The 24,164-nt window shown below is 57.8% G+C and carries 20 protein-coding genes and 1 pseudogene; 16 read left to right on the top strand and 5 right to left on the bottom strand.

What is annotated here, in order from left to right; translation table 11 throughout:
- Positions 1-25 precede the first annotated feature (25 nt).
- From AC1RJ3_RS14470 to tssI, 6 genes are all read left to right on the top strand, one after another.
- Positions 26-445 carry a hypothetical protein gene (locus AC1RJ3_RS14470; RefSeq protein ID WP_237142971.1) on the top strand — a complete coding sequence of 140 codons (420 nt, stop codon included), beginning with the start codon at positions 26-28 and terminating at the stop codon, positions 443-445.
- Positions 439-951 (top strand): type VI secretion system baseplate subunit TssE, encoded by a 513-nt coding sequence (gene tssE, locus AC1RJ3_RS14465; RefSeq protein ID WP_054594710.1) that lies wholly within the window; start codon positions 439-441, stop codon positions 949-951. Before AC1RJ3_RS14470 ends, tssE begins: the two co-directional genes overlap by 7 nt.
- Positions 948-2,807: a type VI secretion system baseplate subunit TssF gene (gene tssF, locus AC1RJ3_RS14460; protein WP_493079339.1), complete on the top strand. Its 1,860-nt coding sequence runs from the start codon at positions 948-950 to the stop codon at positions 2,805-2,807. The genes tssE and tssF overlap by 4 nt, the downstream gene beginning before the upstream one ends.
- Positions 2,771-3,823 carry a type VI secretion system baseplate subunit TssG gene (gene tssG / locus AC1RJ3_RS14455; RefSeq protein WP_054594712.1) on the top strand — a complete coding sequence of 351 codons (1,053 nt, stop codon included), beginning with the start codon at positions 2,771-2,773 and terminating at the stop codon, positions 3,821-3,823. The genes tssF and tssG overlap by 37 nt, the downstream gene beginning before the upstream one ends.
- Positions 3,816-6,494, top strand: coding sequence for a type VI secretion system ATPase TssH (tssH, locus tag AC1RJ3_RS14450; protein ID WP_054594713.1), 2,679 nt, complete (start codon positions 3,816-3,818; stop codon positions 6,492-6,494). Before tssG ends, tssH begins: the two co-directional genes overlap by 8 nt.
- 108 nt (positions 6,495-6,602) lie before the next feature.
- Positions 6,603-8,543, top strand: coding sequence for a type VI secretion system tip protein TssI/VgrG (gene tssI / locus AC1RJ3_RS14445; protein ID WP_493079338.1), 1,941 nt, complete (start codon positions 6,603-6,605; stop codon positions 8,541-8,543).
- A 26-nt stretch (positions 8,544-8,569) separates the two neighbouring features.
- Here the strand turns inward: tssI and AC1RJ3_RS14440 are convergent, their stop codons facing one another.
- The 5 genes from AC1RJ3_RS14440 to AC1RJ3_RS14420 form a co-directional block, all read right to left on the bottom strand.
- Positions 8,570-8,902 (bottom strand): hypothetical protein, encoded by a 333-nt coding sequence (locus AC1RJ3_RS14440; RefSeq protein ID WP_493079337.1) that lies wholly within the window; start codon positions 8,900-8,902, stop codon positions 8,570-8,572.
- 196 nt (positions 8,903-9,098) lie between these two features.
- Positions 9,099-9,632 (bottom strand): hypothetical protein, encoded by a 534-nt coding sequence (locus AC1RJ3_RS14435; RefSeq protein ID WP_493079336.1) that lies wholly within the window; start codon positions 9,630-9,632, stop codon positions 9,099-9,101.
- A 139-nt stretch (positions 9,633-9,771) separates the two neighbouring features.
- Positions 9,772-10,035, bottom strand: a complete 264-nt coding sequence (locus tag AC1RJ3_RS14430; protein ID WP_347928383.1) for a hypothetical protein — start codon at positions 10,033-10,035, stop codon at positions 9,772-9,774.
- A gap of 14 nt (positions 10,036-10,049) precedes the next feature.
- The gene (locus tag AC1RJ3_RS14425) at positions 10,050-11,315 is read right to left on the bottom strand and encodes a PAAR domain-containing protein (RefSeq protein WP_493079335.1); all 1,266 of its coding nucleotides are present in this window, start codon (positions 11,313-11,315) and stop codon (positions 10,050-10,052) included.
- Between the two features lie 54 nt (positions 11,316-11,369).
- Complete coding sequence (locus tag AC1RJ3_RS14420) at positions 11,370-11,804, bottom strand: DcrB-related protein (protein WP_493079334.1); 435 nt, start codon at positions 11,802-11,804, stop codon at positions 11,370-11,372.
- A 250-nt stretch (positions 11,805-12,054) separates the two neighbouring features.
- On the opposite strand from AC1RJ3_RS14420, the gene AC1RJ3_RS14415 reads away from it, so the two are divergent.
- The 10 genes and pseudogenes from AC1RJ3_RS14415 (at position 12,055) to AC1RJ3_RS14370 (ending at position 24,074) form a co-directional block, all read left to right on the top strand.
- Positions 12,055-13,992: a type VI secretion system Vgr family protein gene (locus AC1RJ3_RS14415; RefSeq protein ID WP_493079333.1), complete on the top strand. Its 1,938-nt coding sequence runs from the start codon at positions 12,055-12,057 to the stop codon at positions 13,990-13,992.
- Positions 13,993-14,010: 18 nt separating this feature from the next.
- Positions 14,011-14,445 (top strand): DcrB-related protein, encoded by a 435-nt coding sequence (locus AC1RJ3_RS14410; RefSeq protein WP_103314782.1) that lies wholly within the window; start codon positions 14,011-14,013, stop codon positions 14,443-14,445.
- A 236-nt stretch (positions 14,446-14,681) separates the two neighbouring features.
- Positions 14,682-15,269, top strand: coding sequence for a hypothetical protein (locus AC1RJ3_RS14405; protein ID WP_493079332.1), 588 nt, complete (start codon positions 14,682-14,684; stop codon positions 15,267-15,269).
- Positions 15,270-15,384: 115 nt separating this feature from the next.
- The gene (locus AC1RJ3_RS14400; RefSeq protein WP_493079331.1) at positions 15,385-15,984 is read left to right on the top strand and encodes a hypothetical protein; all 600 of its coding nucleotides are present in this window, start codon (positions 15,385-15,387) and stop codon (positions 15,982-15,984) included.
- Positions 15,985-16,025: 41 nt separating this feature from the next.
- Entirely contained in the window at positions 16,026-16,307 is a 282-nt protein-coding gene (locus AC1RJ3_RS14395; protein ID WP_347928389.1) for a hypothetical protein, read from the top strand.
- Positions 16,308-16,403: 96 nt separating this feature from the next.
- Complete coding sequence (locus AC1RJ3_RS14390) at positions 16,404-20,801, top strand: RHS repeat-associated core domain-containing protein (RefSeq protein WP_493079330.1); 4,398 nt, start codon at positions 16,404-16,406, stop codon at positions 20,799-20,801.
- A gap of 33 nt (positions 20,802-20,834) precedes the next feature.
- On the top strand, positions 20,835-21,482 hold the full coding sequence (locus tag AC1RJ3_RS14385) for a hypothetical protein (RefSeq protein WP_347928391.1): 648 nt from the start codon (positions 20,835-20,837) through the stop codon (positions 21,480-21,482).
- A 197-nt stretch (positions 21,483-21,679) separates the two neighbouring features.
- Positions 21,680-22,549 (top strand): tetratricopeptide repeat protein, encoded by an 870-nt coding sequence (locus AC1RJ3_RS14380; RefSeq protein WP_493079329.1) that lies wholly within the window; start codon positions 21,680-21,682, stop codon positions 22,547-22,549.
- 44 nt (positions 22,550-22,593) lie between these two features.
- Positions 22,594-23,484 (top strand): annotated as a pseudogene (locus tag AC1RJ3_RS14375) (RHS repeat-associated core domain-containing protein); the annotation flags it as partial.
- Positions 23,484-24,074: a hypothetical protein gene (locus AC1RJ3_RS14370; RefSeq protein WP_493079328.1), complete on the top strand. Its 591-nt coding sequence runs from the start codon at positions 23,484-23,486 to the stop codon at positions 24,072-24,074. The pseudogene AC1RJ3_RS14375 and the gene AC1RJ3_RS14370, both read left to right, overlap by 1 nt.
- The last annotated feature ends 90 nt before the right edge of the window (positions 24,075-24,164 follow it).

The following is a 24,164-nucleotide window of genomic DNA, read 5'->3' as shown; positions in this document are numbered from 1 at the left end:
TGAAATGATCAAACGAACCCTGTTGATGCTGCTGTCCGGCTGCCTGCCGTTGAGCCTCAATGCCTGGGCCGGACAGCAATCAATTGCTGCACCCAGCAATCAAGTCATTGTCGCCGGACAAACATTGACTTTGGAAAACCACGATCAGCAATGTGCGTTACGCAAACAGGACCAAAGCTTCTTGAAACTAGACATGCCATGGCCTTGTTTTCTGAGTGTCGACCGCAAGGGCCAGCCACGGGTCGAAATCTTCAACAATGCCCAAATCATCATCGTGGAGCACTCCACGCCCGAGCCCCCTCCGAGCCGTGATTGTGACGCTCGGTATCAGGCCATCCGCCAAATCAAAGGCCAGCCCATGGAAGTGTCGAAAGTCGCTCGTAGTGCTGGCTGCATGACCGGCGGCATGGACCAGAAAAATTTCGTGGCGCATTTCTCGTGGTAACCGAAATCGCCACCCGCGATCGCCTGCAACCGTCCCTGCTGGATCGGTTGACCGACGACGACCCGAGCAATCTCAAGGAAAGCGCCGACAAGCGCGTGCTGTCCCTGAGCCAACTGAAAGCTTCGGTGCTGCGTGATCTGGCGTGGCTGCTCAACACCACTTCATTGCTCGGCGCCGATGCGACGTTGCACACCCCGGCCGGTACTTCGGTGATCAATTTCGGGTTGCCAGCCCTGGCCGGCAACAGTGCGTCGAACGTCGATATCGCGGCGCTTGAAGCGCTGATCCACCAGGCCATCGCCACGTTCGAGCCGCGGATTCTGCGCCATACCCTGCGCGTGCGGGCCCGGGCGTCCGCCGAAATGAACCACAACGCCCTGAGCTTCGAGATTGAAGGCGATCTCTGGGCGCAGCCGGTGCCGCTGCGCCTGATGCTGCAAACCGACCTGGACCTGGAATCCGGCCATGTGCGGGTGGTCAACGCCGACCAGCGGAGACGCTCATGAACCCGCGCCTGTTGGAACTGTACAACCAGGAGTTGCTCCACGTGCGCGAAAGTGCGGCGGAGTTCGCCCAGGAATACCCGAAAATCGCCAGTCGGCTGACGTTGTCCGGTATGGACTGCGCCGACCCGTATGTTGAGCGCTTGCTGGAAGGGTTCGCCTACCTGACGGCGCGAGTACAGCTCAAGCTCGATGCCGAATACCCGACCTTCACCCACAACTTGCTGGAAATCGCTTACCCCCATTACCTGGCACCGACACCGTCGATGACCGTGGTGCAACTGCAGGCCGACCCCGATGAAGGCTCGCTGAGCAGCGGCTTCCCGCTGCCCCGCGACACGGTCCTGCGTGCCGCCCTGGGTCGCGAAACCCAAACCTGCTGCGAGTACCGCACCGCCCACGCGGTGACGTTGTGGCCGCTGCAGGTCAGCCGGGCCGAGTACTTCGGCAACCCGTCCGCCGTGCTCGGGCGCCTGGCCGCCAGTGAACCCAAGGCCAAGGCCGGCCTGCGCCTGACCCTGCGTACCGGGGCCGAACTGCCATTCAACAGCCTGACCCTGGACAACCTGCCGCTGTACCTCAGCGGCGCCGACGAGCAGCCCTTTCGCCTCTATGAACAGCTGCTGGGCAACGCCTGCGCCGTCTTCGCACGTCAGCCCGGCGGCGATTGGGTAGAACGCCTGCCGCAGGATGCACTGCGTTCCGTGGGATTCGACGATACCGACGCCGCGCTGCCAGTGGTCTCGCGAGCCTTCCAGGGCTATCGCCTGTTGCAGGAATACTTCGCCCTGCCCCACCGCTTTCTGTTTGTCGACTTCACCCAGTTGAACCGTGCGGTCAAACGCTGCGACGGCCAGGAACTGGAGTTGATCGTGCTGTTCGACCGTCACGATCCGAGCCTGGAAGGCAGTGTCGGTGCCGCGCAGTTCCTGCCGTTCTGCACCCCGGCAATCAACTTGTTTCCCAAGCGCCTGGATCGCATCCATTTGTCGGAGCGGGTCCATGAACACCATGTGATCGCCGACCGCACCCGGCCGATGGATTTCGAGATTCATTCCCTGACCACCCTCACCGGCCATGGGACCGGGTCAGAACAGCCTTTTTTGCCGTTCTATACGGTACGTGATCCGTCTCGTTACGGCCGCGATCAGGCCTGGTACACGGTGCGGCGCGAACCACGTGTGCTGTCCAGCGGCCAGCGGCGCAACGGCCCGCGCTCGACCTACATCGGCAGCGAAACCTTCGTCAGCCTGGTGGACAGCCAGCAGGCACCCTATCGCCACGACCTGCGCCAACTGGGCGTAACGGCGTTATGCACCAACCGCGACCTGCCGCTGTTCATGAGCGTGGGCAATGGCAAGACCGACTTCACCCTGGCAGACAGCGCACCTGTAGCGGCGGTGCGTTGCGTGGCAGGCCCGAGCCGCCCACGCGCCAGCCATGCCCATGACGCCAAGGCCTGGCGGTTGATCAGCCAGCTTTCGCTGAACTACCTGTCCCTCAGCGAGCAAGGCCAGGGCGCCGCCGCCCTGCGCGAACTGCTGCGCCTGTACGGCGACAGCAACGATACGGCGCTGCAATTGCAGATCGAAGGCCTGCGCGAAGTCAGCAGCAAGGCCTGCACCCGACGCTTGCCAATGCCGGGCCCGATCGTGTTTGGCCGTGGCCTGGAGATCACTCTGGAATTCGATGAAAACGCGTTTCGCGGCACCGGGGTTTTCTTGCTCGGCGCAGTGTTCGAGCGCTTCCTGGCACGCTACGTGTCGATCAACAGTTTTACCGAGACGGTGATCCGTACCACCGAACGCGGCGAGATCATGCGATGGAAAGCCAAGCCCGGACGCCGTCCGACCCTGTGAGTACCCTGGAGGCGATGCACCAGGAGCCCTGGGAATATGACTTCTTCCAGGCGTTGCGGCGCATCGAGTGCGAATCGCCTGAGCTGCCGCGCCTGGGCCATTCGTTGCGCCTGGCCGATGATCCGCTGCGCCTTGGGCAACAAGCCGATTGCACCTTCGCCCCGGCGACCCTGGCCTCGGTACAGCCGGGTATCGACGGCGCGCCGGCGCGGCTGGAGCAGTTCTTTTTCGGCCTCGGCGGCCCCAACGGCCCGTTGCCGCTGCACATCACTGAGTATGTGCGCGAACGCCAGCGCAACAACGCCGACAGCACCAGCAAACGCTTCCTGGATGTGTTCCACCATCGCCTGCTGAGCCTGTTTTATCGGGCCTGGGCCGAAGCGCGGCCGACGGTCAGCCATGATCGCCCGGACGATGACTATTGGTCGGCACGCCTGGCGGCACTGAGCGGCCGGGGTATGCCGAGCCTGCTCAAACAAGGGCTGATCCCCGACACCGCGAAGCTGCATTACAGCGGTCATCTGTCGGCACAAACCCGCTACCCGGACGGCCTGAAGGCCATTATCAGCGAATACTTCGGCCTGCCGGTAGAGATCGAGGAGTACGTCGGCCAATGGCTGGAGCTGCCGGAACGCAGCCGCGTGGGCGTCAGCGCCCATCAATTGGGCATGGATTTTTGCCTGGGTCGTTACGTCTGGGATCGCCAGCACAAATTCCGCATTCGCCTGGGGCCGCTCAAGCTCGATGACTACATGGGCATGCTGCCCGGCAGCCAACCTTTCAATGAGCTGGTGGCCTGGGTGGCCGAATACCTGGGCCATGAACTGGACTGGGACTTGAACCTGATCCTGGAACAGCCCGAAGTACCGGCGCTGCAACTCAATGGCCGCTTCCGTCTGGGGTTCAATACCTGGCTGGGCCGGCCCGAAACAGATGCCAAGGATTTAATACTGGCCCGGCATTACGCCGAGCAAGCCAACACCTCACAGACCTCAAGGAGCCATGAGCATGGGTGAAATCAGTCGCGCCGCGTTGTTCGGCAAGTTAAACAGCGTGGCCTACAAAGCCATCGAAGCCGCCACCGTGTTTTGCAAGTTGCGTGGCAACCCTTATGTGGAACTGGCCCACTGGTTTCATCAGTTGCTGCAATTGCAGGACTCGGACCTGCACCGCATTATCCGCCAGTTCAATATCGAACCGGCACGCCTGGCCCGAGATCTGACCGAAGCCCTGGATCGTTTGCCACGGGGCTCGACATCAATCACTGACTTGTCCTCCCATGTGGAAGAAGCCGTGGAACGTGGCTGGGTCTACGGCAGCCTGATGTTCGGCGAAAGCCAGGTGCGTACCGGTTACCTGGTGCTGGGCATCCTCAAGACCCCGAGCCTGCGCCACGGGCTGCTCGGGCTGTCGGCAGAGTTTGACAAGATCAAGGTCGAGGCCCTGAGCGAGCGGTTCGACGAATACGTCGGCGACTCACCGGAAAATGCGCTCAGCGCCAGCGATGGTTTCAACGCCGGCAGCGTGCCCGGTGAAGCCAGCGGCGCCATGGCCCCCAGCGCCATGGGCAAGCAGGAAGCACTCAAGCGTTTTACCGTCGACCTCACCGAGCAGGCCCGCAGCGGCAAGCTTGACCCGATTGTCGGCCGTGACGAAGAGATCCGCCAGCTGGTGGACATCCTCATGCGTCGTCGGCAGAACAACCCGATTCTGACCGGTGAAGCCGGTGTCGGTAAAACCGCGGTGGTCGAAGGCTTTGCCCTGCGCATCGTCGCCGGTGACGTGCCGCCGGCGCTCAAAGACGTGGAACTGCGCAGCCTCGATGTCGGCCTGTTGCAGGCCGGCGCGAGCATGAAAGGTGAATTCGAACAGCGCCTGCGCCAGGTCATCGAAGACGTCCAGGCGTCGCCGAAACCGATCATCCTGTTTATCGACGAAGCCCACACGCTGGTAGGTGCCGGTGGCGCCGCCGGTACCGGGGATGCGGCCAACCTGCTGAAACCGGCTCTGGCCCGGGGCACGTTGCGCACCGTGGCCGCCACGACGTGGGCCGAGTACAAGAAGCACATTGAAAAAGACCCGGCCCTGACCCGTCGTTTCCAGGTGGTGCAAGTGGCCGAGCCGTCGGAAGACAAGGCATTGCTGATGATGCGCGGCGTGGCCTCGACGATGGAAAAACACCATCAGGTGCAGATCCTCGACGAAGCCCTGGAAGCGTCGGTCAAGCTGTCTCACCGCTACATCCCGGCGCGTCAGTTGCCGGACAAATCCGTGAGCCTGCTGGACACCGCCTGCGCCCGGGTCGCCATCAGCCTGCATGCCGTGCCGGCCGAAGTGGACGACAGCCGTCGCCGCATCGAGGCGCTGGAAACCGAGCTGCAGATCATCGCCCGCGAGCACGCCATCGGCATCGTCATCGGCGCCCGCCAGAGCAACAGCGAAAACCTGCTGGCCGCCGAGCGCGAACGCCTCGCCGAACTGGAAAGTCGCTGGGCCGAAGAGAAAACCCTGGTAGACGAATTGCTCGCCACCCGCGCCACCCTGCGCGAGCGCGTCGGTGTGGTGGACAGCGAGGATGGCAGCGAGACCAGCCACGCCTTGCGCGAAAAACTGGTGGACCTGCAACAGCGTCTCAGCGCCCTGCAAGGCGAAACCCCGTTGATCCTGCCGACTGTGGATTACCAGGCCGTAGCCTCGGTGGTCGCCGACTGGACCGGCATTCCGGTGGGCCGCATGGCCCGTAACGAACTGGAAACCGTGCTCAACCTCGACCAGCACTTGAAGAAACGCATCATCGGCCAGGACCACGCCTTGCAGATGATCGCCAAGCGCATCCAGACCTCCCGCGCCGGCCTCGACAACCCGAGCAAACCGATTGGCGTGTTCATGCTCGCCGGCACCTCCGGCGTGGGCAAGACCGAAACCGCCCTGGCCCTGGCGGAAGCCATGTACGGCGGCGAGCAGAACGTCATCACCATCAACATGAGCGAATTCCAGGAAGCCCACACGGTGTCCACGCTCAAGGGCGCGCCACCGGGCTACATCGGCTATGGCGAAGGCGGCGTACTGACCGAAGCCGTGCGGCGCAAACCCTACAGCGTGGTGCTGCTGGACGAGGTGGAAAAAGCCCACCCGGACGTGCATGAGATTTTCTTCCAGGTCTTCGACAAAGGCGTGATGGAGGACGGCGAAGGTCGGGTGATCGACTTCAAGAACACCTTGATTCTGCTGACCACCAACGCTGGCACCGAGCTGATTGCCCGAGTCTGCAAAGACCCGCAAAACGTGCCCGAGCCCGAAGAAATCGCCAAGGCCCTGCGCCAGCCGCTGCTGGAGATTTTCCCGCCGGCCTTGCTGGGCCGCCTGGTGACCATTCCGTACTACCCGCTCAGCGACGAGATGCTCAAGGCCATTACCCGCCTGCAACTCAACCGCATCAAGAAGCGCGTGGAGAACACCCACAAAGTGGCGTTCGATTACGACGATGAGGTGATCAACCTGATCGTCTCCCGTTGCACCGAAACCGAAAGTGGTGGGCGGATGATCGACACCATCCTGACCAACAGCCTGCTACCGGACATGAGCCGCGAGTTCCTCACCCGCATGCTCGAAGGCAAGGCGCTGGCAGGGGTGCGAATCAGCGCCCGGGACAACGAATTGCACTACGACTTCAGCGACGCCGCATAGCCCTGGAGGAATGCGCTCAGTCTGGGAGCTGGCAAGCCAGCTCCCACATTTGATCCGGTTTCTGCTGAGAAAAGCGCTGCGGCGATTACAACGTTTACGGGATTACTGATGCTATTCAAGCAACTCTCACGCCTGGCAAAAATCACCAGCCCCCTGGGGCCGGAGGTGCTGTTGCTCAAAGACATGGGCGGCGGCGAAGAGCTGGGGCGGCTGTTCAACTATGAGTTGCAGCTGCACTCGCTGGACAATGCCATCGACCTCAACCAGTTGCTCGGCAAACCCATGTCCCTGAGCCTGCAACTGGACGGCGGTGGCGAGCGTCATTTCCATGGCATCGTTGCCCGCTGCAGCCAGAACGTCGACCAGGGCCAGTTCGCCAGCTACCAGGTCACGCTACGGCCTTGGCTTTGGCTGCTGACCCGCACCTCCGATTGCCGGATTTTCCAGAACCTGACCATCCCGCAGATCATCAAGCAGGTGTTTCGCGACCTCGGCTTTTCCGATTTCGAAGACGCCCTGAGCCGGCCCTATCGCGAGTGGGAATACTGCGTGCAGTATCGCGAAACCAGTTTCGATTTCGTCAGCCGCCTGATGGAGCAGGAAGGGATCTACTACTTCTTCCGCCATGAACAGGGTCGTCATGTGTTGGTGTTGGCCGATGCCTACGGCGCTCACACCAGTGCGCCCGGCTACGCCTCGGTGCCCTACTACCCCAGGAATGAGCAGCAGCGCGAACGCGATCACATCCACGATTGGCACCTGGCCCAGGAAGTCCAGCCGGGTTCGCTGGAACTCAACGACTATGATTTCCAGCGCCCCAGCGCGCGTATCGACGTGCGCTCGGCCATGCCCCGTCCGCACACCGCCGGCGATTATCCGCTGTACGACTACCCCGGCACTTATGTGCAAAGCGAAGACGGCGAACATTACGCCCGCACCCGCATCGAAGCCTTGCAGACCCTGCACGAACAGGTCGAGCTGGCCGGCAACGCCCGAGGCCTGGGCTCGGGTCATTTGTTCAGCCTCACCGGCTTCAGCCGCCAGGACCAGAACCGTGAATACCTGATCGTCGGCACCCGCTATTACATTTCCCAGGAAAGCGGGGAAACCGGTGGTGGCGCGCCTTCGGCACAGTTCGAAAGCAGCCTGACCTGCATCGACGCCCAACAAAGCTACCGCCCGCTGCCCAACACCCACCGCCCCATCGTCAAGGGCCCGCAGACCGCGTTGGTGGTGGGCCCCAAAGGCGAGGAAATCTGGACCGATCAGTTTGGCCGGGTGAAGGTGCATTTCTATTGGGACCGGCATGATCAGTCCAACGAAAACAGCTCGTGCTGGATTCGCGTGTCACAGTCCTGGGCCGGTAAAAACTGGGGCTCGATGCAGATCCCGCGGATCGGCCAGGAAGTCATCGTCAGCTTCCTCGAAGGCGACCCGGACCGGCCGATCATCACCGGTCGCGTCTACAACGCCGAACAGACCGTGCCCTACGACCTGCCGGAAAACGCCACCCAGAGCGGCATGAAAAGCCGTTCGAGCAAGGGTGGCACACCGGCGAATTTCAACGAAATCCGCATGGAAGACAAAAAAGGCGCCGAGCAGTTGTACATCCATGCCGAGCGCAATCAGGACATCGTGGTCGAGGTCGATGAAAGCCATTTGGTGGGCCACGACCGCAACAAGAGCATCGGGCATAACGAGACGGTGCGCATCGGTGAAGACCGCCTCCGTGCGGTACAGCGCAACGATGCCTTGCATGTCGGAGGAACCAAGAGCGACAGCGTCAGCACCCAGTACCTCATGGAGGCGGGATCGCAAATTCGACTGGTTTGTGGCAAAAGCGTGTTGGAATTCAATGCCAGTGGCGAGATCAACATCTCGGGCACGGCGTTCAATATCTACGCCAGTGGCAATGGCAATATCGACACCGGCGGACGTTTGGACCTCAACTCCGGAGGCGCAAGCGAAGTGGACCCCAAAGGTAAAGGCATCAAGGGTGTGATTGATGCGGCGGTAAAAGCATTATTCCCGGCAAAAGCCAAACACTGAGTTCACGCAAGGAATATCTTGAAATTTCACGCGTTCGTAAGCAGGTATTGACCCGGTTGCTTCCACGAGACTCGCAAAAATTGACCGCTCAGCAGTTGCTCGTCACGAAGATATTCGAAAACTTCGGAGGGACACCATTCCTTACCCGCCGAAAAGGCCACCCCTAATGAACGTAGTTCATCGAATACCTTAGCCTTCTGTTTGTCGTCCGCGACGTTCAAAACATAGATGTCTTTCTCTGTCGCATGCAAAAACCCGATAGCGCGCAGGGGCAAGTCCAGCGCGTTATCAATGATTTGAACACGGATCAAGTCACCGTCCGCTTTTTCCACGAATGCCTTCAGCAGATCATTAATCACTGACAATTACCTCGGTTGACGTGGTAATACCGTCCGCATCCTTGGTAGGAATCGACTCGACAACCATTTCTGGAGCTCCACCCGGCAAGTGTTTGCCTGGCCCCAGGAAATATTGGTTCCCCTCCATCGGACTTCTTGGCATGCGCCCTACGACATCATCGACCTGCCTGATCTTGAATCCATCTTTAAGCGCTCCTCAGAGATTGGCAGGCACGAAGTCCGGTCCTCCAAGCTTGTCCCTGACGTCCAGGGCGATACGCATCAACGGTTCCCATAAACCGTTCTCGCTGTTCCAAGTGCCACCCGCCCAACGTGTATCCAGGATAAGCGCTGCCTTATTGATCTCAAGCTGCCTCTGAAGGGCCAAGGCCACGGCCCCCATGTCGATTTCGAACAGCTCGGCATAGAGCCCCTCGGGCTTTTCGCGCTTTTGGTTCAGGCAATATCGGTAATACCAAACCCAGCCCGCTGCGGCATAGATCGCCCGATTACGATCGGGGTAGGTCGCGAGAATCTTGAGCAAAGCCGCCACGAAACGTGCGGGGAAGTTGGCGTCGCGGGTCTGCTGCCAGTAACGCAACACCAGCAAATCGAAGGCCACGACGATATTCTGCGGTTCATCGTAGTCGTTTTTGGCTTCTTGAAAGTAGAACGGCTCGCCTACAAGGAATTTATCCAATTCGTCATTGGCCAGGGCAAGCAGCAATACATTGTCTGGATGGGTACTCATTGAATACTCACTACATCAGGGTTCGCGAGCAGAAAGTTGATGTCGTTCTGATGTGGAATGCCCACCTTATCCAATACCGCCTCCGTGCAGGTTTCACGCAAGGAATAACGCCGGCCTCAGCGCCCTTGCCTTTCGACGCTCAGATGGCCGTGCCGCGGTTTGTTCCCGGCTGGATCATCAACAGTTCGTCCAGCTCGCGCTTTCTGCAACGCATGACAAACGGCAGTGCGGCACCCGGGTCACGCCTGAACAGCTCAAAGGTCGCACGATCGATTTCATAGTATTCCTCGTAGTCGGCCATGCCATTGCTGACCGGTATAGAAACGTAGAATCGACCCGAGTCTTGTTCAATGCCCACGGAGAACATGTCCTCGCGACTTACCAAAACATCGTGAAATTTCATGACTACCTCTACAGTCATAGTGCCGTCCAACTGAAGTCGTTGGGTGAAATGCCTCCGGCGTCGATTACCGCCTCGCTGCTACCGGTAGGCAGCTTACCGCCAGGGATCCAAAACTCGTTAGCGCCGGCCTCGTTACCTGAAGGAATACGCAGGTTCAAGTCTCTAGGCGCGGGTATATCGACCCGAACAAGGGTACTACTTTCCAGCGTATTTTCGGGAAGCCCAAGCGCCTTCTCCAATGCCCTCTTGTCGCCCTTGGCATTGGCAAGCAATTGATCAGCTTCATGCTTGGGCATGAGGAACGTCGTGCCGTCGCGCTGAGCGAGTCCGTACTTATCCAGGTTGTTCTTTGTCGTGAAGCGTGAGGCGCCTTTGTCGAACTGGGCCAGGTGCTCGGTCACATACTCGGGTGAGAGGTACGTGTCGGCATCGGGTCGAGACCCCTTCGGTGTGGCAAGGATATCGGCCTCGGTCACACCAGGCTTGTACTTGGGTGGCGCAATCTCGGCAGGCTTGGCCGACTTCGCCATTTTCGGGCTCAGCCCAAGCAGTGCCATGCCGGCCACACCTTGCAGCAGGTCCCGATAACCCGGCCCCAGACGATCGCCCAAATCGCCCAGAAGCTCCATGCCCCCCAAAACCAACCCGCCCACCACCACGAACTCGACGAGAACGGCGATACCCGCCATGGCGGCCATTACCAACGCCGCACCCGCCGCCAACAATCCCAGTGCTTCCAACCCGGTATGCATCCATCCCTCAATATCCAGGACAAACGCCACCGAAACCGTCGGCCCGCCGATAAACGTATTGGGGCTGCCGCTCTTGATATGAGCACCGCAAACCATTTTGCTGTGCAAGCGTGCTGCCGGTTTGCCGTTGATGAACACCGTGGCACTGCCTTCAGCGATCAATACCGGAAAGGGCCACATCGGATGATTCATCGGCAGCCCGGAGCAGCTGGAAGCGACGTCCTCTCCCGCTCTCATGGCATTGAAGCTGTTGATATAGACATTGAAACTGCCCATCTGCAACTTGCCCGTTGTGGGCTCGGGCAAATTGAAGATGGTGGAAAGCCCCTTGACGATCTGGAACATCGACAAGCCGCCGGCCGCAATCGAGCCGGCAAAAATGGCCACCGCCACACCGCCGGTGGCGACGGTCGCAGCGATGACCGCGGCACCGATCAAGGCGCCGGCCACGGCACCGGCGATCATCGCTGCGACCCCGAATCCATGGGCTATTTCGTCACCCAGACGTGCTGCAGCCTGTGCATCCATTGCGCGCATCTACCTTACTGATGTGTATGACTGCTCAGTGGGACGTATGGATGCTCAGATGATTGGAGGCTGTGGCTTGAACGAATGCATCGCCAGCTTCCAGGCCTGCTCGTGATAGGCGAAGTCATTCGGTGTCGTGGTCAAGGTGGTGATCAGCACGGACGGCTTACGCTCGATGAACACCTGGCGCAGCATCAGCTCGCGCCCTTCGCGTTGCCAGGTGTAATCCAGCAATGTGGCGGTATGCCCTTGCAGCACCGTGTCCCAGCGCTGAACCAGCTTGAAACCCGGCAGTTGCTGTTCCGCACTTTTGAGTTGGCGGTCCACGTATTCTGCAAATGGCGCGCCGCCCTGGGTAGCATCGCGACTGATGACGAAACTGGCTTCTTTAGCAGGGCCGACTGCTGGCAGCTTAAAAATATTGATGCTCTGGTCCTGCCAGGTATCGGGGATTTCGAGATCGGCTTCTTGCATGCGGTAAGAGGTCACAGTAATCGCTTTCCATAGACGTGAGGTGACGCGCAGGGGAGCAGATATTCAGGTAATGCCTGGCAACAATCAAGAGCCTGGTTCCTCTCCCCCAAGTAACGAACTACATTATGACTTCAGCGCCACCGCCCTTGGCGGTCGCGCGTCTCTGTACGAACTACCGAAGGTCGCAATCTCTTGATCTTTAAAGTCAAAAGGCTGCAATCTTCGGCAGCGTCAAAAGGATTGCGACAGCGAATAAGGACAGCCCATGTTATTCAACCAAGCCTCACGCCTGGCAAAAGTCACCAGCCCCCTGGGGCCAGAGGTGCTGTTGCTCAAAGACATGGGCGGCGGCGAAGAGCTGGGGCGGCTGTTCAACTATGAGTTGCAACTGCACTCGCTGGACAATGCCATCGACCTCAACCAGTTGCTCGGCAAACCCATGTCCCTGAGCCTGCAACTGGACGGCGGTGGTGAACGTCATTTCCATGGCATCGTTGCCCGCTGCAGCCAGAATGTCGACCAGGGCCAGTTCGCCAGCTACCAGGTCACGCTGCGGCCTTGGCTTTGGCTGCTGACCCGCACCTCCGATTGCCGGATTTTCCAGAACCTGACCATCCCGCAGATCATCAAGCAGGTGTTTCGCGACCTCGGCTTTTCCGATTTCGAAGACGCCCTGAGCCGGCCCTATCGCGAGTGGGAATACTGCGTGCAGTATCGCGAAACCAGTTTCGATTTCGTCAGCCGCCTGATGGAGCAGGAAGGGATCTACTACTTCTTCCGCCATGAACAGGGTCGTCATGTGTTGGTGTTGGCCGATGCCTACGGCGCTCACACCAGTGCGCCCGGCTACGCTTCGGTGCCCTACTACCCCAGGAATGAGCAGCAGCGCGAACGCGATCACATCCACGATTGGCACCTGGCCCAGGAAGTCCAGCCGGGTTCGCTGGAACTCAACGACTATGATTTCCAGCGCCCCAGCGCGCGTATCGACGTGCGCTCGGCCATGCCCCGTCCGCACACCGCCGGCGATTATCCGCTGTACGACTACCCCGGCACTTATGTGCAAAGCGAAGACGGCGAACATTACGCCCGCACCCGCATCGAAGCCTTGCAGACCCTGCACGAACAGGTCGAGCTGGCCGGCAACGCCCGAGGCCTGGGCTCGGGTCATTTGTTCAGCCTCACCGGCTTCAGCCGCCAGGACCAGAACCGTGAATACCTGATCGTCGGCACCCGCTATTACATTTCCCAGGAAAGCGGGGAAACCGGTGGCGGTGCGCCTTCGGCACAGTTCGAAAGCAGCCTGACCTGCATCGACGCCCAACAAAGCTACCGCCCGCTGCCCAACACCCACCGCCCGATCGTCAAAGGCCCGCAGACCGCGTTGGTGGTGGGCCCCAAAGGCGAGGAAATCTGGACCGATCAGTTTGGCCGGGTGAAGGTGCATTTCTATTGGGACCGGCATGATCAGTCCAACGAAAACAGCTCGTGCTGGATTCGCGTGTCACAGTCCTGGGCCGGTAAAAACTGGGGCTCGATGCAGATCCCGCGGATCGGCCAGGAAGTCATCGTCAGCTTCCTCGAAGGCGACCCGGACCGGCCGATCATCACCGGTCGCGTCTACAACGCCGAACAGACCGTGCCCTACGACCTGCCGGAAAACGCCACCCAGAGCGGCATGAAAAGCCGTTCGAGCAAGGGCGGCACACCGGCCAATTTCAACGAAATCCGCATGGAAGACAAAAAAGGCGCCGAGCAGTTGTACATCCATGCCGAGCGCAATCAGGACATCGTGGTCGAGGTCGATGAAAGCCACTCGGTGGGCCACGACCGCAACAAGAGCATCGGGCATAACGAGACGGTGACCATCGGCAACAACCGTCTGCGCATCGTCAAGCAGGAAGACATTCTGTCGGTGGGCCAGCGCAAGACCGACAGCATCAGCCAGAGCTACGTCATTGAAGTGGGCGAGAACCTGCGGCTGGTCTGTGGTGAAAGCATCCTGGAGCTCAATGCCAGCGGCCAGATCAACCTGACCGGCGTGCAAATCAGCTTCTATGCCAGCGGTGATGCCGAGTTCAACACCGGCGGCGTGCTGCACCTGAACAATGGCGGCGGCGCTGGCGCCACGCCTGATGGCCAGGGCGTCAAGGCGAGCATCGACGCCAACATCAATGCCGCGTTTCCCAAGTCCAAGGGCTAATCACGAGAGCTGTGTTCCATGACCTACCGAATCAATGAATTCCAGTTCCAGCTGCCGGAAAGCGAGTTACTGGACGCGTCGATCAACATCCTCAAGTTCGCCGAACTGGGCACTTCGCTGATCGTCAGCCGCAGCTTGCTGGCCGACGGCGAAACCCTGCAAAGCAACTTCGACGACCAGCTCAAACGCCTGGAAAAACAAGTGCAAGACTTGCGTTTTCAACCGGGCGTCGCCGTGCGCCTGGGTGCCAACCAGGACGTCGAAGGCATCGAGTTGCGCAGCCAGTTCAACAAGGGCAACGACAAAGTCTTCCAGTACCAATTGGCGCTGGTGTTGCCCGGCACCCGCAAAATGCTCGCCCTGAGCTACGTGAAGGCCGAAAAACTCGGCGATGCCGAAGCCGCGCATTGGGCGACCATCAAGAATTCGCTGTTGTTCGACGTTCCGGCCTGATGAGCACCCTGCATGTCTGACGCACTCTGGGTCAACCGGCCGTGCGCAGCGGTGACCGCACCTTGCTGCGGCTGATAAACATCTGACCAAAACACCAGCAGGTAAAGCCTTGGATAAACCTATAAAAGCCGCCAACAAAGCCAGAGTCAAAGCCGCCGCCAAAGGGGTCAGTAAAGGCAGAGGAGGCCGTTGCTCATGAGTGATTCGTTAATGATTACTAAAGTGGAGTGAGCCCCATGGCCAAGCGCATAACCTGGAAGGAAGGCGATTTAGTCAGCCTCAAACTGCGAGACGATTTATATACCGTAGGCCAGATGATCAAAAATTCCGTCATGCGCTTTTACGACGTGAGAAGCGTGAATGGAATCTGGAGCGATCTCGTGCTGGACGACAGTAAAATTCTGTTCAGCGGTTTTGTAGGGAAGGTCGTTACCCAACGACTTGCCGTCGAAAAACTACAACCTACGACTCCACTGGTCCTGTCAGACCACGAACGTTACTGGTTACGACCGCACGTTAACTTTGAGGGCGGTTTCCCCTTTCGCGGTGCCGACCTGATCGATACCGGCAAAGACTGCGCTATCGATTACAGCTTGGCACCCGTGCGTCAAAAAGAGCTGAAACTTTCAAAAAATCGCGACGCTATTGAACAGTATGAGCTTACCAACATGTGGGGGGACGAAGACTTGAGCGACAGATTGTGCCGCTATTTCGATACTGGACTTAACCGTGACGATTTGAAATTTGAAGTATTTCCGGGGCTGTGGACGGATCGTGAGAATCTGCGACCTTTAACCCGACGCTTACCTGTACCACTAAGATAAAGAGCAGCGTTTAATTCACAGCTGGTGGTAACAGCTATGAAGGCGCTTGATCAACTGCCTTAAACGCCTGGCAAGCCTAAATGCGTCACTTGAGTTTTTATTCGGAATAACGAACATGAGCGCGTTAGAAAAGGCACTAATAGAGCTGCGCCGTATCCACAAGAAGTTCCAGTTAGAGGGCAGCTTCGAAAAGAATGGCCAAGTCAACGCCACATGGCCGCAAATGCTTGAACGCTCTGTCGAAACTGATTTTTTCTATGACAACTACGAGCCTGTGGGTGTAGAGATAGAGACAGGTTTGACTCCGATACGTTTTTTTGATCTGAACATCCTTGAAGAGGACCAAGTGGGCTACAAGTGGGATGGCAATTCAAACAAGTCGCAGCTCAACCCACACTGGCCAGCCAGTTTTGTAGTATTTATGGATGATATCGGAGGCGGTAAACCTGTCATCGCTGTTACCAACATTGAGGGCACACCTGTATTTGCCAGCGGTGACGTGACTTTGCCTTTCAAAATTGCCGATTCATTGGCTGATTTCTTTTTCGCTTTTGCCAAGTTGATTGAGGTTGTCCACGGAAAATTCGAAATCTTTGAGATCTATAACGATGATGACGAGCTTTCCAGCAAGTTCGTGAAATTAGTCACAAGGGAAGTCAGTCCCCTGCTTGGGAAAGAAAATTTCGAACTGTTTTTTGATTATTTTTATGGTTAATCTTCAGGTCATGAATCTGACCCGGCCAATGAGCGCAGAAGATGGAACAACTGGAAGACGATTACCCTGGCGATGCCGAATGGCAAGTGCTTGTGCAGTTATATGAAGAAGACTATCTCGACGACGACGCCCGCACCCTGGCGAAACGACTGGATGGCAACCTCGATATGGCGGTCATTCTCTACGGTAAAAGAGGGCTCAAGGAAGGATTGTGGTGGATCGAACAGCAAGTGCCCGCCCTGGATAACATACGGCCATCCGATTGCCTCAAAGATCCGAAGCTGATCAAACGCCTTAGAGCCGCGCTGATGCGCATGCCGTAACCAACAAGGAGAACGGTGCAATGGAAGGCATACAATTGCGCAACAAGCACAGCGATTGTGCGGCGGCCAGACGCTTGCGTCGGATGAACATCCCGTATGTCTGACGCACTCTGGGCCGCCCGGCTGGGCGATGCACTCGACCACACCTCGATGATGGCCGACATTCTTGGCGGTGTGCTGGAGGTGGCGGCGAACATTGCGATTACCGCGCTGGCCACCGCTGCCGTGGTCGCGGCCACCGGCATCACCGTCGTCACCGGCGGGCTCGGGTGCTTCCTGCTCGGCGCGGTGGTGGGCACCATCGTCGGTCTCGCCATGAGCAAGACCGGGGCCGACAAGGGTTTAAGCAACCTGTGCGAGAGTTTCAGCAATTCGCTGTTTCCGCCCACGGTGCAGGCGACGATTCTCACCGGTTCCACCAACACCCTCACCAACAACATTCCCGCCGCCCGCGCCGCCGGGGCGATTGCGTCCCATGTCGCGCCGGCCGGTACCGAGCTGGAGACACCCGAGCCCGAAGCCGAGCCCAGCTATCTGGACATGGCCGAGAGCTTCTTCTCCCAGATGTGGCGCCCCACCGTCGCCACCCCGGCGCCCGGCGCGGTGCCCAAGCCGCTGGACCTGGTCACCTGCATGAAGCATCCGCCGATGCCGCCGCAGTTTCTGGCCGAGGGCTCGGACAAAGTCACCATCAACGGCCAACCGGCCGTGCGCAGTGGCGACCGCACCACCTGCGACGCCAAGGTGGTGGGTTCCGGGCTGATCTCACCCAACGTCACCATTGGTGGCGGCTCGGTGGTAGTGCGCGAGATCCGCAGCGGCAAGACCCCGGGCGTAGGACTGGCGGTCACCGCGTTGCTGATGCTCAAGGGCGGCAAAGGCAAGTTCTTCAGCAAACTGCCATGCATGCTGATCGGCGGCGCGACGTCGATGGCCGTCAGCAGCGCCATGAGCGCGATGGCCAACGCAGCCATGGGTTCGTCGAACCCGGTGCACGCCGCGACCGGGGCCAAGGTGCTGGGGGGCGACGATGAGCTGGACTTCGTGCTGCCCGGTGTCTTGCCGATGGATTGGCAGCGCTTCTACAACAGCCGCGACGAGCGCCGCGACGGGGTGTTCGGCGCGGGCTGGAGTGTGTCCTACGAAGTGTGCGTGGAAATTCTGCCTCACCCGGAGGGCGGGGAAACGCTGGTCTACACCGATGAACAAGCCCGGCGCATCGACATGGGCTCGATTCCTCTGGGCGGCGCGGTGTTCAGTGCCGGTGAAGGGCTGAGCGTTCGACGGCACGTTAATGGGCAGTTGTTGATTGAAAGCGATGACGGCGTATACCGTTTGTTCAATCCAACGCCGGGCAATACAGCGCTGCTGCGCCTTGATCAATTGGGCGACCGCAACGACAACCGCATCTACCTCGACTATGACGAAACCGGACGATTGTCGCGCCTGCGGGATACTTTCGATCTGGTGCAGGTCGAGCTGATTCATGAAGGCGGTCGCGTGGCTCGGGTGGAACGCCTGTACCCCGACCAACGTCGCGAAGTGCTCGTCAGCTATGGCTACGATGCAATGGGCAATCTGGCCGAGGTGCGCGACGCCACCGGCCAGGTGCAACGGCGCTTCAGCTACGACGCCGGGCGGAGAATGGTCGAGCATCAATTGCCCACGGGGCTGCGATGCTTCTATGAATGGGCGTTAGTTGAAGACCTTGAATGGTGCGTGGTCCGCCACTGGACCGACGAGGGCGATACTTACCGGTTCGACTATGACCTAGTCGCCGGTGTCACGCGCATCACCGATGGCTCGCAGCGCATCAGTACACGGCGCTGGAACACCCAGCACCAGATCACCGAGTACACCGACAACCTCGGCCAGACCTGGCAGTTCGAGTGGAACGACGAACGCCAACTGCTCAGCGCCACCGACCCGCTGGGCGGGCGCTACGAATACAGCTACGACGACGCCGGCAACCTGATCGGTGAAACCGACCCGCTGGGCCGCAGTGACTCGACCCTATGGCTGGAACACTGGGCCTTGCCGCTGGTGGAAACCGATGCCGCCGGCAACAGCTGGCAATATCGCTACGATCAGCGCGGCAACTGCATCGCCGAGACTGATCCGCAGGGCCATGTCACCCGCTACCGCTACGACACCCACGGCCAGGTCGTCGAGATCATCGACGCCACCGGCAAAAGCAAAAAACTGCGCTGGAACCCGTTCGGCCAACTGATCGAACACATCGATTGCTCGAGTTATCCGACGCGATTCAGCTACGACAACCGGGGCTATCTGCAAACCATCACCGATGCCCTCGGCGAACGCACTCAGTTCAGCTACGACGCCCAGGGACGGTTGCTCAGCAGCCAGTTGCCGGACGGCCGCACCGAGCAATATCAGCGCGACGTCAGCGGCCAGCTGACCGGTTATACCGACCCGGCCGGGCACACCACGCTCTATCAACATAACCGGCGCGGCCAGGTACGCCAGCGCACCGACGCCCATGGCCGGCAGGTGCAGTTCGGGTACGACAGCTATGGGCGACTGCAAGCGCTGACCAATGAGAACGGTGAAAGTTATCGGTTCGCCTGGGATGCTGGAGACCGGCTGACCGAACAACAAGACCTCGACGGCAGCGCCAAGCGCTACACCTACGATCTGCTGGATAACGTCGCGGCGGTCACGGCGATTCCGGCGCCTTACGGCAACGGTCTGGCCGTCGTCCCCGAAGCACCGCCGGCCCCCATCGTTCATCGTCTGGAACGCGACGCCGTTGGCCGGCTGATCGCCAAAGTCACCGACGATGGCCGCACCGACTACAGCTACGACCCACTGGACCAGCTCACCGCCGTCACCTTCACCGACAACCACGGCAACGCACAAACCCTGAGCTTCGCCTACGACGCCCTCGGCCAGTTGCTCGCAGAACAAAGCACGGCCGGCAGCCTGCACCACCACTACGACGAACTCGGCAACCTGATCCAGACCCAACTGCCCGACGGCCGCTGGCTCAATCGCCTGTACTACGGCAGCGGCCACCTGCACCAGATCAACCTCGACGGCCAGGTCATCAGCGACTTCGAACGCGACCGCTTGCACCGCGAAGTGCTACGCACCCAGGGCCAGATCAGCACCCGCAGCGAATACGACCGCAGCGGCCGCTTGCGCTCACGCCAACGCCGCCACAGCAGCCAGCCTTCGCTGCTGCCGGCAGCGGTGCAAAAGCACTTCGAGTACGACCCCGCCGACAACCTGATCGGTAAACTCGACCAGCAACCCGCCGCGCAACACCGCCAACTGCTGCACTACGACGCCACCGGCCGCATCATCGCCAGCCAGGACAGCCCGCACGGCCAGCGCGAAACCTTCGCCTACGACGCCGCCGCCAACCTGCTGGACGGCCCGCAACCCGGTGCCGGGCTGGTGGTGCACAACAAACTGCTGACCTATCAGGACAAGCGTTATCGCTATGACGCGTTTGGCCGGCTGATCGAAAAACGCAGCGCTAAACGGGGCCTGCAACGCTTCGCCTACGATGCCGAAAGCCGGTTGATTGAAGTGCGCAACGAAAACGGCAGCGTGGTCAGGATGACCTACGACCCGCTGGGCCGACGCATTGAAAAAACCGAGCACGACACCCACGGCTACCCACTCGGCGAAACCCGCTTCACCTGGGACTGCCTGCGCCTGTTGCAGGAACATCGCCATCAGCAGACCAGCCTCTACCTCTACGAAGACGAAGGTTACGAACCCCTTGCCCGCGTCGACGGCACCGGCCCGCTGCAAAAAATCCGTTACTACCACAACGACCTCAACGGCCTGCCGGAACAGCTCACCGAAGCGGACGGCCACAACGTCTGGCAGGCGACTTATCGGGTGTGGGGCAACACGTTAGAAGAGGTGCGCGAGCCGTACTACATCGAAGAGCAGAACCTGCGATTCCAGGGGCAGTACCTGGACCGGGAGACGGGGCTGCATTTCAATACGTTCAGGTTCTATGATCCAGATGTGGGGCGGTTTACGACGCCGGATCCGATTGGGTTGGCGGGGGGCATTAACACATATACCTATGCCGACAACCCGTTTGGCTGGGTGGACCCATTAGGGCTGGCCACATGTGGCGGCGGTCAAAAAGTCCACGGAAATAGTCACTCAAGTAAGAACCCTAATCACGTCTATGTCATCGTTGATACAAAAACCGGAAAGATGATGAAGCCGGGGATAAGCGGACGACCCATGAATAAAAACGGTACGTCCCCCCGCGCCAACAAACAAGTAAACGCGCTGAATATAAACCAACCTGGCCGCTACAAGGCGGTTGTAGTGGAGAAGAACAAGACCCGATTACAAGCCAAGGCTACCGAACAAAAAATCACCGACAAACATGCGGCCAGAAATGGGGGTGACATGCCTTCGCCTATACACAAAAATCCATTACCACAGGTTGACACAAGAGATGGCTACATTAAATTATACGGCACGCCTGATAACCGCTAATTTTTGAAAGCGAACACAGCAATGAATCTGAATATGCTCATCCTGCAAGAAAGCGACTCGGCCATTCTGCCAGAGAATGTCCGTATTCGTTGGTTAAGCCACCCCATTACGCAGATATTTATGGCGTTGCTGCCAAAGATAGAAATCAACGGAAGCAGTAAAATAGTCGTGGAATTGGGTCCGAGGGGCGAGGAGGATTTATTTGATAATGTGCTAGGCGTGACTAATATCTTTATTGAAGATTTCGATTTCAAAGCTTTTTTGTCACTAGACCGCTTCACCCAGAATACCAAGCTGTTAGAAGAGTTAAGTAACGCGCTCATTACCATCGCCACAAAAAAAGTCGAAAACAAAGAAGTCGTCAGTGTAATAAATGCCACTCGCAACGCGGTGAAAGAGACTCAATTCCAACTGACAACTCAAATTAAAAAACTCTCAAAAAGCAGCAAAGACAAAAAACAAAAAATCGATGTTTTTAGACTTTTAAGCCCTGAAGTTGGCGAGAGTTGGTATTGCGAAATAACCAACTCACAACATTCGACGGAAGAGAAAACCTGGATGAATGACATCCCAAGCTTTATTGACAGGAGTGATTATTTTAAAAGCGCAGAAATAAAAGACGATATTTATATTGTTAAAAACCGTTTAGGCAAGATTGTTTTCGAAATGCCGTTGTCGTGACCTAATGGACAGAAGAGTGAATTCTTCTGAAAATACGGACAAAACCATTCAGGCAGGGTCAATTCGCGCACGAAAGCTGCGTATTCCGTGAATAATGCGCACGCGGAGTGCGCAGCGCGAACGTCGTTATTAAAGTTTGAGACTCGATCTCCGACTGGAGGGTTCGCAACGTCATATCGACCTAGGCAGATATTCTGATGAGCAAATATTTATCGACACTTGAAATCGACTCCCCTACGGAGCGCCTCCAGACTCACAGCATTCGAGAGGCAGCCGTACTCTACGTTTATCTCCTTGCTACTAAGTGCAAGCTACCTGCTGGCGGCATTTCCAAAATAATTCTTCAGCAAGCTCCAGTCGAAGCGGAGAAAACGCTTCTGGATGTTTGCACCTACTCTCATCCATTCAAACACCTCGATAAGCTACCTGCGGACGCTACGGACAGCGCCATTCGCCAGTCGTTAATCGAGGACATTAACGAAGCGCTTTTGTCACTGGCGGCGCTCAAAGGGTGGGATACCGACCCGATACATAAGCTCCAAGCTGAAATCATCAAACGTGACTATCGGTTCTCAGGTACCTCGGGACGCTCACTAAAAAACCCGTCCAAAACGCTCACTGCAACGGCTGCTTGGCGCGCGGATCAATACATCAACATCGGCGTCCTGGTGCAGGGTTCAAAAAACACGCCTGAAGCATTTTTCACAGCCACGCGAATCAGCGTCGCGCTGGGTCTTTTTGAGTCGTTGCTAGGGCCTGCTGAATGGGTGAACGATCAAACTGTTCGGCTATTCCAGGTAAACAAACGCGATTATTGGGAGATTGATACCACATCCCAAACGGTGGAGTTTCACTTTCCCCGAGCCGAATCCGGTGATGCCCACGGTCAATATGACTTGGCGAAAATGTACCTTGATGGATGGATAGTCGAGCAGGACTTTGAACGAGCCAGACAGTGGCTGGAACGCTCAGCCGCTCAAGTTTTTTCCCGCGCAGTAAAGCTTTTGCAGCGAATGAATGATGGCGATGAAAACCTTGCCGATCCGGTGATGAACAGCAAGAAATAAACCAGCGGGCGATACTTCAAGCGCCCTCTGCTGCTCCTGGTCGGATTGAAGTGCGCAACAAAAACGGCAGCGTGGTCAGGATGACCTACGACCCGCTGGGCCGACGCATTGAAAAAACCGAGCACGACACCCACGGCTACCCACTCGGCGAAACCCGCTTCACCTGGGACTGCCTGCGCCTGTTGCAGGAACATCGCCATCAGCAGACCAGCCTATACCTCTACGAAGACGAAGGTTACGAACCCCTGGCCCGCGTCGACGGCACCGGCCCGCTGCAAAAAATCCGTTACTACCACAACGACCTCAACGGTCTGCCGGAACAGCTCACCGAGGCAGACGGCCACAACATCTGGCAGGCAACTTATCGGGTGTGGGGCAACACGTTAGAAGAGATACGCGAGCCGTACTACATTGAAGAGCAGAACCTGCAATTTCAGGGGCAGTACCTGGATCGGGAGACGGGACTGCACTTCAATACGTTCAGGTTCTATGATCCGGATGTGGGGAGGTTTACGACGCCGGATCCGATTGGGTTGGCGGGGGGAATCAATCTTTATCAATATGGATATAACCCCGTAGGATGGGTGGACCCATGGGGTTGGAGTTGTGTCCAGTTCAAACGCTGGAAAAGAGGCGACGCTATTGATAAACCTCTGCCTAACGGCAAAGCTGCTGCATGGGACGTAGTGAGATCAAGGTATTGGAAGAATCGACACGAAGCCTCGAAAACTTCAGGTGAATTCAGCCCAGCCAATATGAGCCGAATGAAGCGTGGCTCGGCCCCCTTGGACGCAAACGGAAATTCGATGGAGTTGCACCATCACAACCCTCAACGCAATGGCGAAGTCGGCGTGAATAACCCGCGAAATTTACGTGAAGTCACACGGGAACAACATGCCGAACTTGATGAGTTCAGACATCTAGGAACCAAGTAATGACTGCAATAGAAATCGTGAAGCAATTTGTCGAAGCATCCATTTCGCCAAAAGAATTCGAAGAGAAAATTCATTCAAACTCATCAATTGAAGAGCTACTAAAAAGCGAGAAAAATTTACCAGCTTATGTGGCAGAACCGGACCTATACACATACGCCATTAGTCAAAATTATGAAAACCTTGAATCCATATATAACACCCAAATTCTTCTAGCTGACTTTTTAAACAAGAAAAATATACCCCACAAGATCGAAAAAAAATATGAAGAGCTATTTAACCTAACGCTAAAAGTTCAGCCAAAATGGTTGTCCCTACCATCAGACTATCTATCCAGCCTCATTAAAGACAAGAAATCACTTAGCACCAAAGAGTTGCAACTATGGTTAAAGGAACAGATAAAAAGTGATTTTCGCTCTCTGAAGACACCACCTAAATGGCTCCAAAACCCCGAATGGCCTATACAGGATGGAAAACCAATGATTTTTTTGGGGCAACTCGATATTAGTGATTTAAGCCATGACAACTCTCAGGCGTATTTATTCTTTGATGAAATCAAAAGAACGTTCCATACGATCACACAATCTTGCTGAACAGTATTGACATTGAAAAATGTAGAATTAGACCATCCTCGGCGCCGTGCTGGCGGCGGCCAACAGCGTGATTTCAAATTAAATAGTTCC

It is taken from the genome of Pseudomonas sp. GW822-FHT04C11 (assembly GCF_058800905.1).
This window is presented reverse-complemented; position numbering and strand designations above follow the sequence as displayed.

Coding starts and splice junctions, on each gene's coding strand:
- AC1RJ3_RS14470 (WP_237142971.1), top strand. CDS start 26: ATGCTGCTGTCCGGCTGCCTGCCGTTGAGCCTCAATGCCTGGGCCGGA.
- tssF (WP_493079339.1), top strand. CDS start 948: ATGAACCCGCGCCTGTTGGAACTGTACAACCAGGAGTTGCTCCACGTG.
- tssG (WP_054594712.1), top strand. CDS start 2,771: ATGGAAAGCCAAGCCCGGACGCCGTCCGACCCTGTGAGTACCCTGGAG.
- tssH (WP_054594713.1), top strand. CDS start 3,816: ATGGGTGAAATCAGTCGCGCCGCGTTGTTCGGCAAGTTAAACAGCGTG.
- tssI (WP_493079338.1), top strand. CDS start 6,603: ATGCTATTCAAGCAACTCTCACGCCTGGCAAAAATCACCAGCCCCCTG.
- AC1RJ3_RS14435 (WP_493079336.1), bottom strand. CDS start 9,632: ATGAGTACCCATCCAGACAATGTATTGCTGCTTGCCCTGGCCAATGAC.
- AC1RJ3_RS14430 (WP_347928383.1), bottom strand. CDS start 10,035: ATGAAATTTCACGATGTTTTGGTAAGTCGCGAGGACATGTTCTCCGTG.
- AC1RJ3_RS14425 (WP_493079335.1), bottom strand. CDS start 11,315: ATGGATGCACAGGCTGCAGCACGTCTGGGTGACGAAATAGCCCATGGA.
- AC1RJ3_RS14415 (WP_493079333.1), top strand. CDS start 12,055: ATGTTATTCAACCAAGCCTCACGCCTGGCAAAAGTCACCAGCCCCCTG.
- AC1RJ3_RS14410 (WP_103314782.1), top strand. CDS start 14,011: ATGACCTACCGAATCAATGAATTCCAGTTCCAGCTGCCGGAAAGCGAG.
- AC1RJ3_RS14405 (WP_493079332.1), top strand. CDS start 14,682: ATGGCCAAGCGCATAACCTGGAAGGAAGGCGATTTAGTCAGCCTCAAA.
- AC1RJ3_RS14400 (WP_493079331.1), top strand. CDS start 15,385: ATGAGCGCGTTAGAAAAGGCACTAATAGAGCTGCGCCGTATCCACAAG.
- AC1RJ3_RS14395 (WP_347928389.1), top strand. CDS start 16,026: ATGGAACAACTGGAAGACGATTACCCTGGCGATGCCGAATGGCAAGTG.
- AC1RJ3_RS14390 (WP_493079330.1), top strand. CDS start 16,404: ATGTCTGACGCACTCTGGGCCGCCCGGCTGGGCGATGCACTCGACCAC.
- AC1RJ3_RS14385 (WP_347928391.1), top strand. CDS start 20,835: ATGCTCATCCTGCAAGAAAGCGACTCGGCCATTCTGCCAGAGAATGTC.
- AC1RJ3_RS14380 (WP_493079329.1), top strand. CDS start 21,680: ATGAGCAAATATTTATCGACACTTGAAATCGACTCCCCTACGGAGCGC.
- AC1RJ3_RS14370 (WP_493079328.1), top strand. CDS start 23,484: ATGACTGCAATAGAAATCGTGAAGCAATTTGTCGAAGCATCCATTTCG.